The sequence below is a fragment of the Aeromonas sp. Y311-2 genome (assembly GCF_027706025.1).
GTDB lineage: Bacteria > Pseudomonadota > Gammaproteobacteria > Enterobacterales > Aeromonadaceae > Aeromonas > Aeromonas veronii.
Genome location: NZ_JAPDCL010000009.1, coordinates 117,426 through 133,168 on the forward strand (window position 1 = coordinate 117,426; position 15,743 = coordinate 133,168).

Sequence of the window (15,743 nt, forward strand, 5' to 3'; positions counted from 1 at the left end):
TGGATAGGAAGCGGGGATGTGCGGTGCTGTGACATGGACACAGATTATGGGGCTGGGGGGACCAAGAAAGTTGAAGGGGCTGATCCCCTTCAACCGGCCTGATCAGTCGAGAAATTCGCACAGGTAGGCGGTGGGGGTTTTCACTTCCAGTTTGAAGGAGGAGTGACCGGCCACCAGGAAGGATTCACCCTGGCTGTAGGTGTGCCACTCATCTTCATCAGCCAGCTGGATGGTGAGGGCGCCCTTGATCACTGTCATCCGTTCGGGGGCGGCGGTGTTGAACAGGTAGTCACCGGCGTTCATCACCCCGACGGTTGATTTATCGCCTTTTTGTTCGAAACCGATGGATTTTACATTTCCGTCGAAATACTCGTTAACTTTCAGCATCTTTACATCCCTGTGTGTACGTTTGTGCAGCCAAACTAGCACAATCTTTTGCCAGTTGTCATGGGGGATGAGGTAAAAATCGCCGAGACCGCTTTGAATCTTCACTTTTTCGCAAACTTATTAATAGCCAAGGTTAATGATTTGCTGATTTAAAACAGCAATTAAATGTGAGATAACACGCGCAAACAGGGGAATGGGCAGCCGCTCATTCCCCTGTTTGGTTAATTGCACTGGGAAAAGTGTGAATTTTGCTACATAAAGGAACATATTGTGTTAACTAAAGGACTCATTAAAAATCATCGGCTTCCAGGTTGTGGTCGCCATGGTACTGGGCGCAGTGGTCGGCGCGTTCATGGGTGAACAAGCCACCGTGTTTGCACCGCTCGGTACCCTGTTTATCCAGCTGATCAAGATGCTGGTGATCCCGCTGGTGGCGGTTGCCATCCTCTCCGGCGCCGCCAATCTGGGCGCCAGCCCGGCTGCGGGCAAGATCGGTGCGGCTACGCTGGCCTTCTTCCTCGTGACCTCCGCGTTGGCCGTGTTGCTGGCGCTGGTGATGGGGCAGATCTTCAAACCGGGTGTCGGGGTTGATTTCGCTTCCGTTGCCTCCATGTTTGGCGGTGACTATGCCGATAAAGGGGCGTTGCCGGATGCAGTCGCCACCCTGCTTGGCATGATCCCCACCAACGTCTTCAACTCCCTCAACGAAGCGAACATCCTGCAGATCCTGGTGTTCTGCATGTTCCTCGGCATTGCGCTGGCCAAACAGCCGCGCGAGCGGGCCAAGCCACTGGTCGATGGGCTCAATACCCTGGTGGATGCCTTCGTCTGGATGATCAACAAGGTGATGATCATCGCGCCGCTCGGGGTGTTCGGTCTGATGGCGGAAGCCATCGGTACCTATGGCTTCGATGTGCTGACCCTGGTGCTCAAGCTGTTCGTGGTCTATGTGGCTGCCATCCTCATCTTCGGCTTTGTGGTCTATCCGCTGCTGGTGATGATGTTCTCCAACACGCCGGTAATGAAATACCTCTCTGCCATGAAGAAGCCGCAGATCGTGGCCTTCTCCACCGCCTCTTCCATGGCGACCCTGCCGGTCAATATGGAGACCTGCGAGCATGATCTGAAAGTGACCAACGCGACCGCTTCCTTCGTGCTGCCGCTGGGGGCCACCATCAACATGAGCGGCAACGCCATCTATTACGGTCTGGTCGCCATCTTCTTCGCGCAGGTTTACAACATCGATCTGAGCGTCGGTGCCTGGGCGGCCATCATTGTGACCTCCACTCTGGGGGCGATCGGTCAGGCCGGTGTGCCGGGCCCAAGCTTCCTGGTGGTTGCCGTGCTGCTGGCGGCCGGGATCCCCATCGAAGGGTTGCCGCTGCTGTTCGCGCTGGATCGTCTGTTCGACATGATCCGCACCTCCCTCAATATCACCGGCGATGCGGCCTGTGCTGTCATTGTTGACCGCTTCAGCCCGGAATATGACCCGCAGCGCTGGAACAAGGCATAATTGCTTTGAACTGGGCTGAGATATAACAGCCCTAAGCTGATACTGCGTAACGCGAGCCCCTGCCATGATGGCGGGGGCTTTTTTATATCTGCCGGACAAGTATCAGAGCAAAGGTGTGCACAAGAGATTGCTGACGGATGTAGCTGTGTTGAATGGAGAGTACAGGAGGGGAAAACATCAGTTGTGGGCATGGGCCGTATGGCGTCAACCGGCCTGTTGTAGATGCCGGGGTAGGGGATTGTCAAACGGCGGGTAACAAAAAGGGGAGCCTTGCTCCCCTCGGATATGATCTGCTGCTGGTTCTACTCCATCAGGCCATATGGTTAAACCATCCTGGTTACACCCTTGTGGCGAAAGAAACAGCGTCAACGTGATGAAATCATATCTATGTTGACCATCTCGGCATTGTCACTGAAAAGCGCCAGTTGGTGGCGATTAAACAGACATGGCAAAGAGGGTCAGTCCGGATTGATGCCTCTCTATCCGGCTCAGAACTGTGACAGTGAGGGCAGAGAGACAGCAACCAGGGTGAAAAACACCGTGAAAACGGCAGTAACGACAAACTCTTTCATTTTTCTCTCCCTAAGTTGTTGGTTGATGTAGTCAAGATACCATAACAAGGGGGTAAAACAAGGTGTAAATTGATAAAATAGCCACTTTATGTTTTTGGTTGGTTGAAGTGGCTGTTTTTGTCATATTGAGCTGATTTTATCACCTGATCTGGCATGGTAGGCATTCAAGATTCTGTTTTTATAATTATTTCATTTAAATTCAATTGGTTGGTGAGATGCTGGTTGGTTTTGTGGAGGGTTTTGTATGGAGCTCAAGTGGCGTTTTATAAGTTTTCACCCTTGCAACAGTGCCATTGAGGTCATAAAAAGTGTGTAAGGCCATGGTTTGACGATTCCTGACGTAGATAGCTCATCCAAAAGAAGTCTATCGAGACAATCTGGTTGCCAGCCCTTGTCGTACCATCACTTTATCAGTCCGGAGTCTCCGCATTTTTACAGCAATATACTGGCTTCATAGGGAGGAGATCGGTGCATCCGGGGGATACAGAGTGGCAGCTGGCTGTTTTATCACCGCCAATTTTCCCGCCGGCCTCGGAATAGACATGGCCGCAGCAAGAGTGAGGTGCGTAATCGGCCAGAGGCGCACTCTCTGGCTGAGCTGGGCTGGGTGCGAGCAGCGATTTGCGTGGGCGGTGCACCTGCGTGAGTCATGTGAGTGCAATACGAGAGCAGCGCCGGAGCATGGTTGGGGAAGATATCTGAATCCCTTCTACAAGATTGAGATATAAAAAGCGGCGTATGACGAGGAGGCTGAACAAGCTCGTTTCAGGGTCGACAGAGCACAGGTCAACGCAATCCGGTTCGCAGTGATAAAAGATCCACGACAATACCGGAACGGTATCTTTGGCTGATATCGGTTGGTGCGAGGAGGTGGACGTTAACGATCCGTCAGACGGAGCAAGGGTTGGGGATCAGGCAACCCGTATGGTGAGGGGCACACAGCGTGCCGATGCACCCGTTTTTGCAAGATATTAAAAAACCCTCCGATGGAGGGTTTTTGTCATCAACAGCCGGTAAAAAGCTGCGAGGCTTAGAACAGGGTGGTGGAGAGGTTGTAAAGCTCCTGATCGAACGGACGCTTCATGTTCTCGATGCAGTCGATGATGTCGTGGTGTACCAGCTCGTTGCGCTGGATACCGACGCAGCGACCACCGTGACCAGCCAGCAGCTGCTCAACGGCGTAAGCACCCATACGGCTGGACATGATGCGGTCACGGGCAGTCGGGGCACCGCCACGCTGGATATGACCCAGGATGGTGGCGCGGGTTTCACGACCGGTCAGGGCTTCGATGTCCTTGGCCAGCGCGTTCACGTCGGTAACGTGCTCGCAGATGGTGATGATGGCGTGCTTCTTGCCCTTGGCTTCGCCTTCCTTGATCTGCTTGAGCAGCTTCTCTTTGTCGAAGGCTACTTCCGGCACGATCACATACTCGGCACCACCGGCAACGGCAGCAGACATGGCCAGATCGCCACAGTGGCGACCCATGATCTCGACCACGGAGATACGGTGGTGGGAGCTGCAGGTGTCGCGCAGACGGTCGATGGCGTCAACTACCACGTTCAGGGCAGTATCAAAGCCGATGGTGAAGTCGGTACCGGCGATATCGTTGTCGATGGTGCCCGGCAGGCCGATGCAGGGGAAACCCTCTTCAGTCAGCTTCTTGGCCCCCATGTAGGAGCCGTCACCACCGATGACGACCAGCGCATCGATACCGTGTTTTTTCAGGTTTTCGATCGCTTCGGCGCGCACAGCGGGGTCTTTGAAAGCAGGGAAACGGGCGGAGCCGAGGAAAGTACCACCACGGTTCACCACGTCGGAGACGCTGTGACGCTCCAGCTTGACGATGCGATCCTGGTGCAGACCGAGGTAGCCATCATAAATACCGTAAACTTCCAGGCCATGATGCAAACCGGCGCGAACCACGGCGCGAATGGCTGCGTTCATACCCGGTGCGTCTCCACCACTGGTCAAAACACCAATACGTTTGATTTGTTTGGTCATGAGTGCCTCTGGATCTGAGTTGTCAAATACGAATGTTTAAATAGACAAGCCACTTTTACTATATCGGCTTTCATATGGGATGCGGGGGCCACCATAGGAAAAGCGATACAAGAGAGGGGACGAGCCCCTCTCTTTGCCGTAATCAGCGATTACTTGGCAGCGCCAGCGATGATCTGGGAGAAGTCGTCCACTTTCAGGGACGCACCACCGACCAGGCCACCGTCGATGTCCGGCTGACCGAACAGATCGGCTGCAGTGGCGCCAGTGACGGAACCGCCGTACAGGATCTGTACTTTGGCAGCAACGGCGGCATCAAAACCGGCCAGGTACTGACGGATGTGAGCGTGAACGGACTGAGCGATCTCCGGAGTGGCAGTCTTGCCAGTACCGATGGCCCATACCGGCTCGTAAGCGATAACGGCGTTGTTGAAGGAAGCGATGCCGCAACGGTCGATAACGGCTTTCAGCTGGGTCTCAACCACGTTCTTGGTCACGCCGGCTTCGAACTGCTCCAGAGTTTCACCGATGCACAGAACCGGCACCAGGCCGCCTTTCTGGATCGCTTCGTACTTGGCAGCAACCACGTCGTCAGTCTCTGCGTGCAGGGTACGACGCTCGCTGTGGCCGACCAGAGAGTAGGTGCAACCAAAGGCTTTCAGCATGGAGGGGGCGTTTTCGCCGGTGAAGGCACCAGACTCGTGAACGTCAGCGTTCTGGGCACCGTAGGCAATCTTGCTGCCAGCGGTCAGTTGCTCAACCAGACCCAAAAAGATAACCGGCGGGCAGACGGCGACTTGCACAGAAGGATGAGCGGCAGCAGCCGGGGTCAGTCCTTTGATCAGAGCTTCTACAGAAGCCTTGGTGCCGTTCAGTTTCCAGTTACCCATTACCAGGTGCTGTCTCATCTTGTATATCTCCTAGGCATTTGATTGCGCGACATTATATGAATTGAACCGAGCCCAAGATAGCTGACCCGGCGGCAAATGACGTAATTTTTTTTCGCTTTCCTGATCCAAATCAGGAATGAAACGCTTGATCGCTCATTCGTTAACCTGCCCCCGCAAGCGAGCCCACCATACCCCAATCCATTCGTGGATGGCAGCTTCGGAATACATCAAATAACGCCCTTTGGGCAAATAACTGTAGAGCGGCTGGGGTACCTGGCTCTGCTTGGCGGTGTAATCTGTGGGGGCCGGCACGGCCTTGAGTCCCTGACCCTGATAGAGGGCCATGGCGCGTGGCAAATGAGTGGCCGAACTAACCAGTGCCACCTCTTTTCCTTTCAGATGGCGGCTGATACTGACCGCTTCATCATGAGTGTCTTTGTTGTTTTCAAACAACGTCATTCGCGAACGGGATATGCCAAGGCTCTCGGCCATCCGGGCATTGACCTCGGCATTGGAGAGCGTATCCCCCGACACATAGCCGGAGAACACCAGCTCGGCGTCCGGATAGGCCTGGGCGAGGCGAACCCCTTCGAGGGTGCGGGCCAGGGCGATATTGTTCTGCCAACTGCGCATCGGCACCGCCGGGTCGCTGACATGACCATTGCCGAGCACCACGATGGCGTCGATGTTGGGATGCTGGCTCACCTCGAACGGCGGGAAGGTTTGCTCCAGCCCGCGGGCCAGTTCATAGCTCACCGGCCGCATCCCCATCAGGGCCACAATGAGCAGCGAGAGAGTGGCCAGCAGTTTGCCGGTTTTCTGAAAACGGGTGAACCAGAGCAGCAGCAGGGCGACCAGCAGCAGGGAGAGGGAGAAGGGGAGCGGCATCAACAGCTGACCCAGCCACTTTTTGAGCACAAACACGACAGACACTTCCTTGAGTTTTCAGCAAATTCGGGATGTGACAGAATACCTCTCTTTTTTGGGATGGCCACAACCCTGTGGCGCTAATGTTGAGTTTCTCCTTGAAGCACGATCAGAGTTTTGACGGGCGCGCCGACAAGTTCGCCCGCAACATTTACGACTCCACCAAGGGGCGCATCCGCACCACCATTGTCTGGAGCGACATCGAAGCCTGCCTGGCCCGCCTTGGCAACCGACCGCTGCGCATCCTCGATGCGGGGGGCGGTTTTGGCTATTTCGCCCAGAAGCTGGCAGCCATGGGCCATCAGGTGGAGCTGTGCGATCTGTCAGCAGAAATGCTGGAACTGGCCCGCAGCCAGATCGCCGAGAAGGGGCTGGAAGACAAAATTCGTCTCATCCATTGCCCCATTCAGGATCTGAAGCAACACGTGACCGGTACCTTTGATCTGGTGCTCTGCCATGCGGTGCTGGAGTGGCTTGCCGAGCCGCGCCAGACCTTGCTGGGTCTGTTCCCTTTCGTCAATGCCGGGGGCATACTGTCGCTGCTTTTCTACAACCGTCATGGTTTGCTGTTCCAGAGCCTGGTGGTGGGCAATTTTGACTATGTGCGCCTTGGTCTTCGCAAGAAGCGCCAGACTGCGCTTACGCCCACCAATCCCCAGTTGCCGGAGCAGGTCTATGACTGGATTGGTCGCGGGGGGCTGCGCATCATCGGCAAGACCGGGGTGCGGGTGATCCACGACTATATGCGTCACAAGCAGGATCAGGTGGAGAAGTTCGACGATCTGCTGGCCATGGAGCAGCAATATTGCCGTCAGGAGCCTTTTGTTTCCCTCGGTCGCTATATCCATGTCATGGCCCAGAAGCCGGCCAGCTGACGGCTCGCGGTTCACGTTGATGTGAACCATGTTTTCGATGCTACCGGATGTAGCCGCGCGCACGATTTTGCGCCCAATACAACAACGAGATGACAACATCATGATGAGTACATCCCGTACCCTGCCAGAGCGTTCTTTGCCGGAGCTAGTAGGGTGGGTCAGGCAGGAGGGGTTGGCGCTGAGCCTGCCGACCGACCGGCTGGCCTTTCTGATTGCAATCAAGACCCTGTCCGAAGATGAGTCGGACCTGTCGGAAGCGGCGCTGCACGACGCCTTTGGCTATGTCAGCAGCGCTTTCGGCCAGATGGACGAGACCCTCACCGGTCGCGCCAACAATGCCATCAACGATCTTATTCGCCAGCAACTGCTGTCGCGCTTCAACACCGACATGGTTGCGGGGGAGAGCCTCTACCGCCTGTCGCGCCTGGGTGTGAGCATCGTCGACTTCTTTATGGATCAGCGTCAGGTTGACTCCATCAAGCTCTCCATTCTGCTCGAACATCTGGCTGCCGAGCTCGACACCGCCCGCAAGGCGGCGCTTGAAACCAACACCCGCGAGCAGTGGGATGCCGAGGTGCTGCCGCGCCTCACCTTCTCGCTGGAAGAGACCCTGGGGCGGATTGATCTCACCCAGCGCGCCATGGATGAGCAGCAAAATCAGGTCAAGAGCGAGATAGCGGCCCTGCTGACCCAGAACTGGGTCGATGCCATTCACAGCTGCGAAAAGCTGCTGCACGAGACCGGCCAGACCCTGCGCGAGCTGCAGGATACCCTGGACGCTGCTGGCCACCGCTTGCAGGCGGGGCTGCTCAACATTCAGGAAGCGGCGCAGGGGCGCGACGATCTGTTCCACGTCGAGGAGCTGACTCACGCCTTGCAAGGGCGCCTTGACGTCATCACCAGCTGGGGTCAGCAGTGCATCGAGCTCTGGTCCCGCTACGACAGGCACGTCCACAAATTTATCCGCAACGCCATCGACATGGACAAGAACCGCGCCTTCAGCCAGCGGCTGCGCGAGTCCATCCGCAATTTCGAGCAACACAACTGGCAGCTGCGGGTGGCCGAAGAGCCCCGCTTGCTGGAGCTGCGCGACGAAACCATCGCCATCCACGACGAGGAGGTAACCGGTGAGGTGCCCCTCGAGATGGAGTACGTCGAGATGGTGGACATCAACCAGGAGCTGGCCGAGCGTATCGAGCGCTATCTGGCCCGCTACCCCGAGCAGGGCCAGCAGCTGGATCTGGCCGATGTGCTGCGGGAATACCTGCTGGACTATCCGGCTCATGCCCACTTCGATGTGGCGCGTCTTCTGATCGACCAGGCCGTGCGCCTGGGCCATGCCAGCGGCGAGCGCGAACTGCATCGCCAACCCGCATGGAAACCCATTAACCAAGCTGGATCCAAGGTTCAGGCCTATGTCATTGATCAATTCTGAGTTTCCCTTGCCGCTGCGCCTTGCAGAGGCGATTGCCAACCCCTTGTTTCCGCGCATCGACACCGCCTTGCGCTCCGGCCGTCACATCAGTGCCGACGAGTTCGAGCAGCATTCGGCGCTGGTCGAATATCACAGCGAGCTGGAGATCTTCTACGGCCGCTATCAGGTGGAGCTGATCAAGGCGCCGGAAGGCTTCTTCTACCTGCGCCCGCGCCCGAGCTCCGACATCGGCACTACTGTGCTCTCCGAGCTCGATATGCTGGTGGGCAAGGTGCTCTGCTACCTCTACCTGAGCCCGGATCGTCTGGCCTCGGAAGGGGTATTCGCCATGGCCGAGCTGCAAGAAGAGGTGCTGAGCCTCGCCGACGAGAAGCAGCTGCTGCGGATGGTCAACAGCCGCTCCGGCGGTACCGATCTCGACAAGAAGAAGTTGCTCGAAAAGATCCGTACCTCCATGCGCCGTCTGCGCCGCCTTGGCATGATCACCGCCCTTGGCAACGGGGATAAATTCCGGGTCAACGAATCGGTGTTCCGTTTCGCCGCGGATGTGCGCTCTGATGAAGATCCGCGCGCCGTCCAGCTGCGGATGATCCAGGAGGGTGAAGCCATCTTCCATGACGACGAAATGCCGAGCAGCGACTCGCTCTTTGATGACATCGAGGCGGATCTCGATGAAGAACAACTGGATCTGGAGGTATAACCGGTGCGAGGCAAGTTCAAATCCCTGACCATGGTCAACTGGAACGGCTTCTTTGCCCGGACCTTCGATCTCGACCAGCTGGTCACCACCCTTTCCGGCGGCAACGGCGCGGGCAAGTCCACCACCATGGCGGCCTTTATCGCGGCGCTCATCCCCGACCAGTCACTGCTTCACTTCCGCAATACCACGGAAGCGGGCTCCAGCAGCGCCTCCCGTGACAAGGGGCTCTACGGCAAGCTGCAGCGCGGCCACTGCTACTCACTTCTGGAAGTGATGAACAGCCGCGAACAGCGGATCTGGGTCGGCGTGCACCTCGAACAGGTGGCCAACCGTGACAACAAGGTCAACATCACCCCGTTTGCGCTGGTGGATGTGCCGGAGAATCTGGCACCGACCGATCTGCTGCTGGAGAAGCTTGATGGCGGCAAGGGGCGGGTGCGCGCCTTTACCGATCTGAAAGGGGCGGCCGCCGAGCTGGGGGCGCTGAAAGTCGCCAAATTCAATACGGTGACCGACTATCACAACTTCATGTTCGAGTTCGGCATCACCCCGAAGAAGCTGCGTGATCAAAAAGATCGCGGCAAGTTCTATCGCCTGATCGAAGCCTCCCTCTACGGCGGCATCTCCTCGTCCATCAGCCGTTCCCTGCGCGAATACCTGCTGCCGGAGAACTCCGGGGTGCGCAAGGCGTTTGCAGACATGGAGGCGGCCATCTATGAAAACCGCCGCACGCTGGAAGCGATCAAGGAAACCCAGGGTCAGCGTGATCTGTTCAAGAACCTGATCACCGAGACCACCCACTATGTGGCGGCGGACTATGTGCGCAACGCCGCCGAGAAGAGCCGCCTCTCCGAGCTGGCCCTCAAGGCGCGCCAGGAGCTGGCCGACAAGCGCCGCATTCTGGCCGAAGAGAAGCAGCGCGCCATCTATCTGGCCGATGAAGTGGAGCAGCTCACCAACCGCGAAAAATTGCTGACCGACGAGCTGGAGTCTGCCTCCGAGCATCTGGCCAAGGTGATGGCGGCGGTTTCCTTGCAGAAGAAGATCGAGATGTACCGCGCCGATCTGGCGGATCTCTCTGACAAACTCGAGCAGCAGCAGGCGGTAGTGGAAGAGATCCACGGCCAGCTGCTGGAAGTGGAAGAGCGCAAGGAGCTGGCACAGGCAGAAGTAGACAGTCTCAAGACCCAGCTGGCCGACTACCAGCAGGCGCTCGATATCCAGCAGACCCGCGCTATCCAGTACCGTCAGGCGGTGCAGGCTCTCGATGCTGCCCGCGAGCAGTGCGAGCTGCCGGGGCTGACTGCCGAACAGGCGAGCGACACCCTGCACCAGTTCCGCGCCGCCGAGCAGAGCCTCACCAGCCGGGTGCTGGGGGCCGAACAGCAATTGGCGCTGGCCAAGGCAGCGGTGGCCGAGCACGAAGCGGCGCTGGCGCTGCTTTTGAGCATCGCCCCCGAGACAGTGCGCGAGGCCGCCTGGCCCACCGCGCAGGCGCTGCTCAAGCGTCACATCGAAGACAAGGCCCGTATTGCCCAGGGGCAGGGGCTGCGCGCCGCGCTGGCTCGCCTCGAGAAAGAGAGCGAAAGCCAGAAGAGTCTCTTCAAGCTGCGTGACGAGCTGCAGCAGGCCTCTGGCCAGCTGATTGCCAGCAGCGATGAGCTGGAGATCTTCCTCGAAGCCCAGCGCACCCGTCAGGAGGAGCTCTCCGAGCAGCAGGCGGAGGTGAATCAGCGCCGCGCCAGCCTCGAGCATCAGGGCACCCAGCTGGGGCGCGATATCAGCGATCTCACCAAGCTGGCGCCGCGCTGGCTCAAATCCTTTGAAAAGCTCGAGCAGCTGCGCGAGCAGAGCGGTCTGCCGCTGACTACCGCCGAAGAGCTTTCGGCCGGTATGCAGACTGTGCTCGACAAGGAGCGCGAGTTCGAGCAGGAGAGCAACCGCATCGCGGCGCAGAAACAGGCGCTGGAGCTGCAAATTCGCAACCTGCAGCTGGGAGCTGGCGAGGCGGATCCCCGTCTTGCCCGCATCGCCGAGCAGGTGGGGGGCGTGCTGCTCTCCGATGTCTATGACGACATCTCCATCGACGATGCCCCTTACTACTCGGCGCTCTATGGCCCGGCTCGCAGCGCTTTGGTGGTGCTGGACCTTGAGGGCGCCATCGAGCGGCTGAAAAAGCTGGAAGATTGCCCGGAGGATATCTACCTCATTCAGGGCAACCCAGACTCCTTTGACGAGGATCTGGTGGAAGCGGACGAGCTGGGGGACGCCGTACTGGTGCGCACCAGCAAGCGTCAGGTGCGCTTCTCCCGCTACCCCGAGCTGCCGCTGTTTGGTCGCGCCGCCCGGGAGAAACGGATCGAGCAGCTCGACCTTGAGCGAGAAGGGCTCATCGAGGGTTACGCCAAGGCCGCCTTCGAGCAGCAGAAGTACCACCGTCTCTACGGTCACTTCCGCGACTTTATCGGCCAGCATCTGGATATCGCCTTCCGCCCCGACCCCGAAGCCGAAGTGCAGGCCAAACAGGCCGAACTGCGCGCCTTGCAAGCAGCCATCGGCGAGTGCGACAAGCAGCTGAGTGATGCCAAAGCGGCCGCCGCTCAGCTGACTCGCCATATCCAGCTGGTGCAGGGGATGCTGCCCTTTGCTCACCTGTTTGCCGAGACTGATCTGGCGGCCCGCCTCGAGGCGGCTCACGCCGATGTGGAAGCCCTGAAACAGGCCGAAGCTTTTATCGCCAAACACGGCAAGTCGCTGGAAAAACTGGAAACCATGGTGCAGGTTCTGCGTCAGGATCCGCAGGATCTTGCGGCGCTGCAGGCAGCTTACGATGAGGTGAGCAACCTGCTGGCCGAGCAGAAGCGCCGTTGCTACGCCCTCGATCAGCTGGTGGCCCGTCTGCCGCACTTTGCCTATCAGGATGCACAAAACCTGCTGGGCAAGGCCTCCGAGATGAGCGAGCGGCTCAAAGAGAAGCTGAAAGCGGCTGAGCTGGCGGCCCGCACCGCTGGCGAGCAGCACAAGCAGATTACCCAGCGCCACACCGAGGCGTTGCAACTGCGCACTGCGCTTAACTCCAGCGTCGAGGCCAAGCGCCAGACCCTGACCGAGTTCGAGCAGGAGCTGGCGGCCATGGGCCTGACCCTCTCTGACGACATGGAAGAGAAGGCGCGCGCTCACAAGAAAGAGATTGAAGAGCTGCTGATCCGTACCCGTTCCCGTCGCACCAGCGCCGAGGCCCAGTTGCAGGTCACCAAGCGCGAGATCGAATCCCTTGGCGGCCGTCTCAAGCTCGAAGGCAAGGATTACTACAGCGCCCGTAAATCTCTGGTGGGTCACAAGGCGAGCTGGTCACGGGTGGTGCGACTGGCGCGGGAGACCGACGTCGAGAAGCGCCTCAACAAGCGTGAACTGGCTTATCTTGACAGCGACGAGCTGCGCTCCATGTCGGACAAGGCCCTCGGCGCCCTACGGGTAGCGGTGGCCCACGACGAAGCCCTGCGCGATGCGCTGCGCCTCTCCGAGGGCAACCGCAGCACCGAGCAGAAAGTGGCCTTCTACGTGCAGGTCTACCGTTACCTGAAAGATCGCATTCGCAACGACATCATCCGCTCCGATGATCCGGTCGAGGCGATCGAGGAGATGGAGATCGAGCTGGCGCGTCTGGCTGACGAGCTCAAGCAGCGGGAAACCCATCTGTCGCTCTCCTCCCACGAGGTGGCGGCCAAGATCACCAACATTATCCGCCGCGAGCAGAACCGCATCCGGGTGCTCAACCAGGGCTTGCAGAACATCGCCTTCGGTCTGGTGCGCGGGGTGCGCCTCAACGTCAATATCCGCGAGGCCCACACCCGTTTGCTGACGGCGCTGGCCGATCAAACCGCCATGCACAACGATCTGTTCGCCGACAAGGAGCTCAGCTTTTCCGAGGCGATGGCCAAGCTGTTCCAGCGCCTGAACCCGCAGATCGAGCAGGGGGATCGCAGCTATCAGGTGATGGGCGACGTGCTGCTCGACTATCGCAACTATCTGGAGCTGGAGATCGAGGTGCAGCGTGGCGCCGACGGCTGGCTGCGGGCCGAGAGCGGCGCGCTCTCTACCGGCGAGGCGATCGGTACCGGTCAGGCCATCCTGCTGATGGTGCTGATCAGCTGGGAGGAGGAGTCCCGCCGTCTGCGCGGCAAGGATATCGCCCCCTGCCGTCTGTTGTTCCTCGACGAAGCAGCCCGTCTGGATGGCAAATCCATCGCCACCCTGTTCGAGCTGTGCGAGCGGCAGGATATGCAGCTGCTTATCGCGGCGCCCGAGAACATCAGTCCCGAGAAGGGCACGACCTACAAGCTCATCCGCAAGGTACAGGGCAAGCACGAGCATGTGCATGTGGTAGGCCTGCGCGGCTTCGGCTTTACCGATGACAAGCTGATTGCCTGAGAAGTCTCTGGCCCATCCGACACGGGATGACTGGTAACTAGTTGAAAGGGAGGCATTTGCCTCCCTTTTTACATGGAAGATATGGCAAAGTAGCCGCACGGTCGCTGCTGCCTGACAACAAGGCGAGTAACATGGTGAGTGCCTTGGATCTATGGCAAGGTGAGAGCTCCCGCCTGCAAGTGTGTCGCCAGCGTCACCGGTCGCATCGAAGAAGAAAAATTGCGCATAGCGAAAAGAAGAGAGGAGAGGGGAAAGGTGCAATATATCCAGAAAGGGCTGCAGTTATCTCTTTGCCTGCTGCTGGCCGCCTGTAGCAGCCGTTATGACGAGAGTCACGGCGGCAGCTGGCGCGGCTATAGCGAAACCGGCTATGCCAGTTATTATGCCGACCGCTATCACGGCAAAAAGACCGCCAGCGGCGAGCTCTATCGCAACAACCTCAATAGCGCCGCCCATATGGAATTGCCCTTTGGCGCCATGGTGCGGGTCACCAACCTCGCCAACGGCAAGAGTGTAGTGGTCAAGGTCAATGACCGCGGCGCCTTTAAAAGGGGGCGTATTATTGATCTCTCCAAATCGGCTTTTAGCACCATCGGCAATATTCGCGATGGAGTTATCAAGGTAAAGGTTGAGGTTCTTTAATATCGAACAACTGGAAGTGGATAACTTCAGATGATATAAAATCGATAAACCTTCATAAATATTTGCATAACTTGACATTAACTATTTAATCTGAGGCCATCATATGGAAGTGAGAAAAGTTAGTGTATCTGATGCGCATAATATATTGGCGTTAATGAACCGACTCGACAGTGAAACAACCTTTATGCTCTATGAACCGGGAGAGCGAACTACGACAGAGGTTGAGCAAGCTCAAATATTGGCTTCGTTTGTCGATGCAAACAACAAAGTCATGCTGGTACTGGCAGAGCACGATGAGATTGCAGGCTTTATTGTCGGCATTGGTCAACCAGCAAATCGCAATAAACATGTCTTGTATTGTGTTATCGGTATTCAACAATCTACAACCGGACAGGGATTTGGTAAAAAGTTGTTTTCTGCGCTGGAAGAGTGGGCAACAGCGCGGACTTTTACCCGTATGGAGTTAAATGTCATGTGTCATAATGTCCGAGCTTGTGCTCTTTATCACGCTTGTGGTTTTGAGGTCGAGGGAATAAAGCGAAACTCGATGAAAGTTGATGGTGAATATGTTGATGAATACTTAATGGCTAAGCTGATTTAAGTTATGTCACAATTTAGAGTTTTGATTACCTTTCTTCGTGAAAAATTAGCATGGTATATTACCATGCAACGGTTATTAAAGTGTTTTGTGGCAAATGTTAGTTCATGTTGATTACAGGATGGATAGAGTGAACTCAGAAAGGAAGCGAAATTCAAAAGTAATTCTATTTTTGTGTAATGGGGTTGAAGAGTATGAGGCATCAGTATTTACAGATGCCTTTGGTTGGACGACAACTTATGGCCTTGAGCCCATACAGTTAACTACAGTTGGTTTTCACCAACGAGTTAAATGTGCATGGAATTTTACGATCGAACCGGAATGTCTGTTTGATGAAATAGATATCGAAGAGTTTGATGCCCTAGTAATACCGGGAGGTATGAGCCGTGCAGGCTTTTATAATGATGCGTATGATCCAAGGCTATTGGCATGGATTAAAGATTTTGATGCCAAGGGAAAAGTTGTTGCTTCGGTGTGCGTGGGGGCATTGCCTATTGCCAAAAGTGGTGTGCTAAGTGGTCGCAATGGTACGACTTATCATCTGAGTCAGAAACGGCAACTGCAGATGCAAGAGTATGGTGTACAGGTACTGAATCAACCTATCGTTATCGATGGGAATATTATCACTTCACGTAGCCCGTCCACTGCAATGGACGTTGCGTTTCTTGTCGTGGAGATGCTTACCTCAAAAGCCAATCTGGAGAGAATTAAAGAGGGGATGGGGTTTCTCGAAGATGGTATCTGCTAAATATACGTATTTTTGTTGAAGTAATA

Annotated in this window: 11 protein-coding genes and 1 pseudogene; 8 read left to right on the forward strand and 4 right to left on the reverse strand. The window is 56.8% G+C overall.

Annotation, left to right across the window (positions count from 1 at the left end; translation table 11 throughout):
- Nucleotides 1–102: 102 nt before the first annotated feature.
- Nucleotides 103–387, reverse strand: a complete 285-nt coding sequence (gene ppnP / locus OKC42_RS10760; protein WP_021230003.1) for a pyrimidine/purine nucleoside phosphorylase — start codon at nt 385–387, stop codon at nt 103–105.
- A 270-nt stretch (nt 388–657) separates the two neighbouring features.
- Here ppnP and OKC42_RS10765 point away from each other — a divergent pair.
- Nucleotides 658–1,900: pseudogene (locus tag OKC42_RS10765) on the forward strand (dicarboxylate/amino acid:cation symporter).
- 1,602 nt (nt 1,901–3,502) lie between these two features.
- Here the strand turns inward: OKC42_RS10765 and pfkA are convergent.
- From pfkA to elyC, 3 genes are all read right to left on the reverse strand, one after another.
- Nucleotides 3,503–4,474: a 6-phosphofructokinase gene (gene pfkA, locus OKC42_RS10770; RefSeq protein ID WP_005336840.1), complete on the reverse strand. Its 972-nt coding sequence runs from the start codon at nt 4,472–4,474 to the stop codon at nt 3,503–3,505.
- 149 nt (nt 4,475–4,623) lie between these two features.
- The gene (gene tpiA, locus OKC42_RS10775; protein WP_005336839.1) at nt 4,624–5,379 is read right to left on the reverse strand and encodes a triose-phosphate isomerase; all 756 of its coding nucleotides are present in this window, start codon (nt 5,377–5,379) and stop codon (nt 4,624–4,626) included.
- Nucleotides 5,380–5,514: 135 nt separating this feature from the next.
- Entirely contained in the window at nt 5,515–6,285 is a 771-nt protein-coding gene (gene elyC, locus OKC42_RS10780; RefSeq protein WP_270819634.1) for an envelope biogenesis factor ElyC, read from the reverse strand.
- A 101-nt stretch (nt 6,286–6,386) separates the two neighbouring features.
- Here elyC and cmoM point away from each other — a divergent pair, with 101 nt between their 5' ends.
- The 7 genes from cmoM to OKC42_RS10815 all read left to right on the forward strand — a co-directional run bounded on the left by cmoM (nt 6,387) and on the right by OKC42_RS10815 (nt 15,717).
- Nucleotides 6,387–7,163, forward strand: a complete 777-nt coding sequence (gene cmoM, locus OKC42_RS10785; RefSeq protein ID WP_033113262.1) for a tRNA uridine 5-oxyacetic acid(34) methyltransferase CmoM — start codon at nt 6,387–6,389, stop codon at nt 7,161–7,163.
- A 100-nt stretch (nt 7,164–7,263) separates the two neighbouring features.
- Nucleotides 7,264–8,598 (forward strand): chromosome partition protein MukF, encoded by a 1,335-nt coding sequence (gene mukF, locus OKC42_RS10790; protein WP_026034988.1) that lies wholly within the window; start codon nt 7,264–7,266, stop codon nt 8,596–8,598.
- The gene (gene mukE, locus OKC42_RS10795) at nt 8,579–9,298 is read left to right on the forward strand and encodes a chromosome partition protein MukE (protein WP_005336835.1); all 720 of its coding nucleotides are present in this window, start codon (nt 8,579–8,581) and stop codon (nt 9,296–9,298) included. Before mukF ends, mukE begins: the two co-directional genes overlap by 20 nt.
- A gap of 3 nt (nt 9,299–9,301) precedes the next feature.
- On the forward strand, nt 9,302–13,729 hold the full coding sequence (mukB, locus tag OKC42_RS10800; RefSeq protein WP_270819636.1) for a chromosome partition protein MukB: 4,428 nt from the start codon (nt 9,302–9,304) through the stop codon (nt 13,727–13,729).
- A 255-nt stretch (nt 13,730–13,984) separates the two neighbouring features.
- The gene (locus OKC42_RS10805) at nt 13,985–14,371 is read left to right on the forward strand and encodes a septal ring lytic transglycosylase RlpA family protein (protein WP_270819637.1); all 387 of its coding nucleotides are present in this window, start codon (nt 13,985–13,987) and stop codon (nt 14,369–14,371) included.
- Nucleotides 14,372–14,474: 103 nt separating this feature from the next.
- Entirely contained in the window at nt 14,475–14,972 is a 498-nt protein-coding gene (locus OKC42_RS10810; RefSeq protein WP_069528181.1) for a GNAT family N-acetyltransferase, read from the forward strand.
- 118 nt (nt 14,973–15,090) lie between these two features.
- Nucleotides 15,091–15,717: a DJ-1/PfpI family protein gene (locus tag OKC42_RS10815; RefSeq protein WP_151285952.1), complete on the forward strand. Its 627-nt coding sequence runs from the start codon at nt 15,091–15,093 to the stop codon at nt 15,715–15,717.
- Nucleotides 15,718–15,743 lie beyond the last annotated feature (26 nt).

Bases quoted from the DNA above. Each gene is read 5' to 3' on its own strand.
- ppnP (WP_021230003.1), bottom strand. From the start codon at position 387: ATGCTGAAAGTTAACGAGTATTTCGACGGAAATGTAAAATCCATCGGT.
- pfkA (WP_005336840.1), bottom strand. From the start codon at position 4,474: ATGACCAAACAAATCAAACGTATTGGTGTTTTGACCAGTGGTGGAGAC.
- tpiA (WP_005336839.1), bottom strand. From the start codon at position 5,379: ATGAGACAGCACCTGGTAATGGGTAACTGGAAACTGAACGGCACCAAG.
- mukF (WP_026034988.1), top strand. From the start codon at position 7,264: ATGATGAGTACATCCCGTACCCTGCCAGAGCGTTCTTTGCCGGAGCTA.
- mukE (WP_005336835.1), top strand. From the start codon at position 8,579: ATGTCATTGATCAATTCTGAGTTTCCCTTGCCGCTGCGCCTTGCAGAG.
- OKC42_RS10810 (WP_069528181.1), top strand. From the start codon at position 14,475: ATGGAAGTGAGAAAAGTTAGTGTATCTGATGCGCATAATATATTGGCG.
- OKC42_RS10815 (WP_151285952.1), top strand. From the start codon at position 15,091: ATGGATAGAGTGAACTCAGAAAGGAAGCGAAATTCAAAAGTAATTCTA.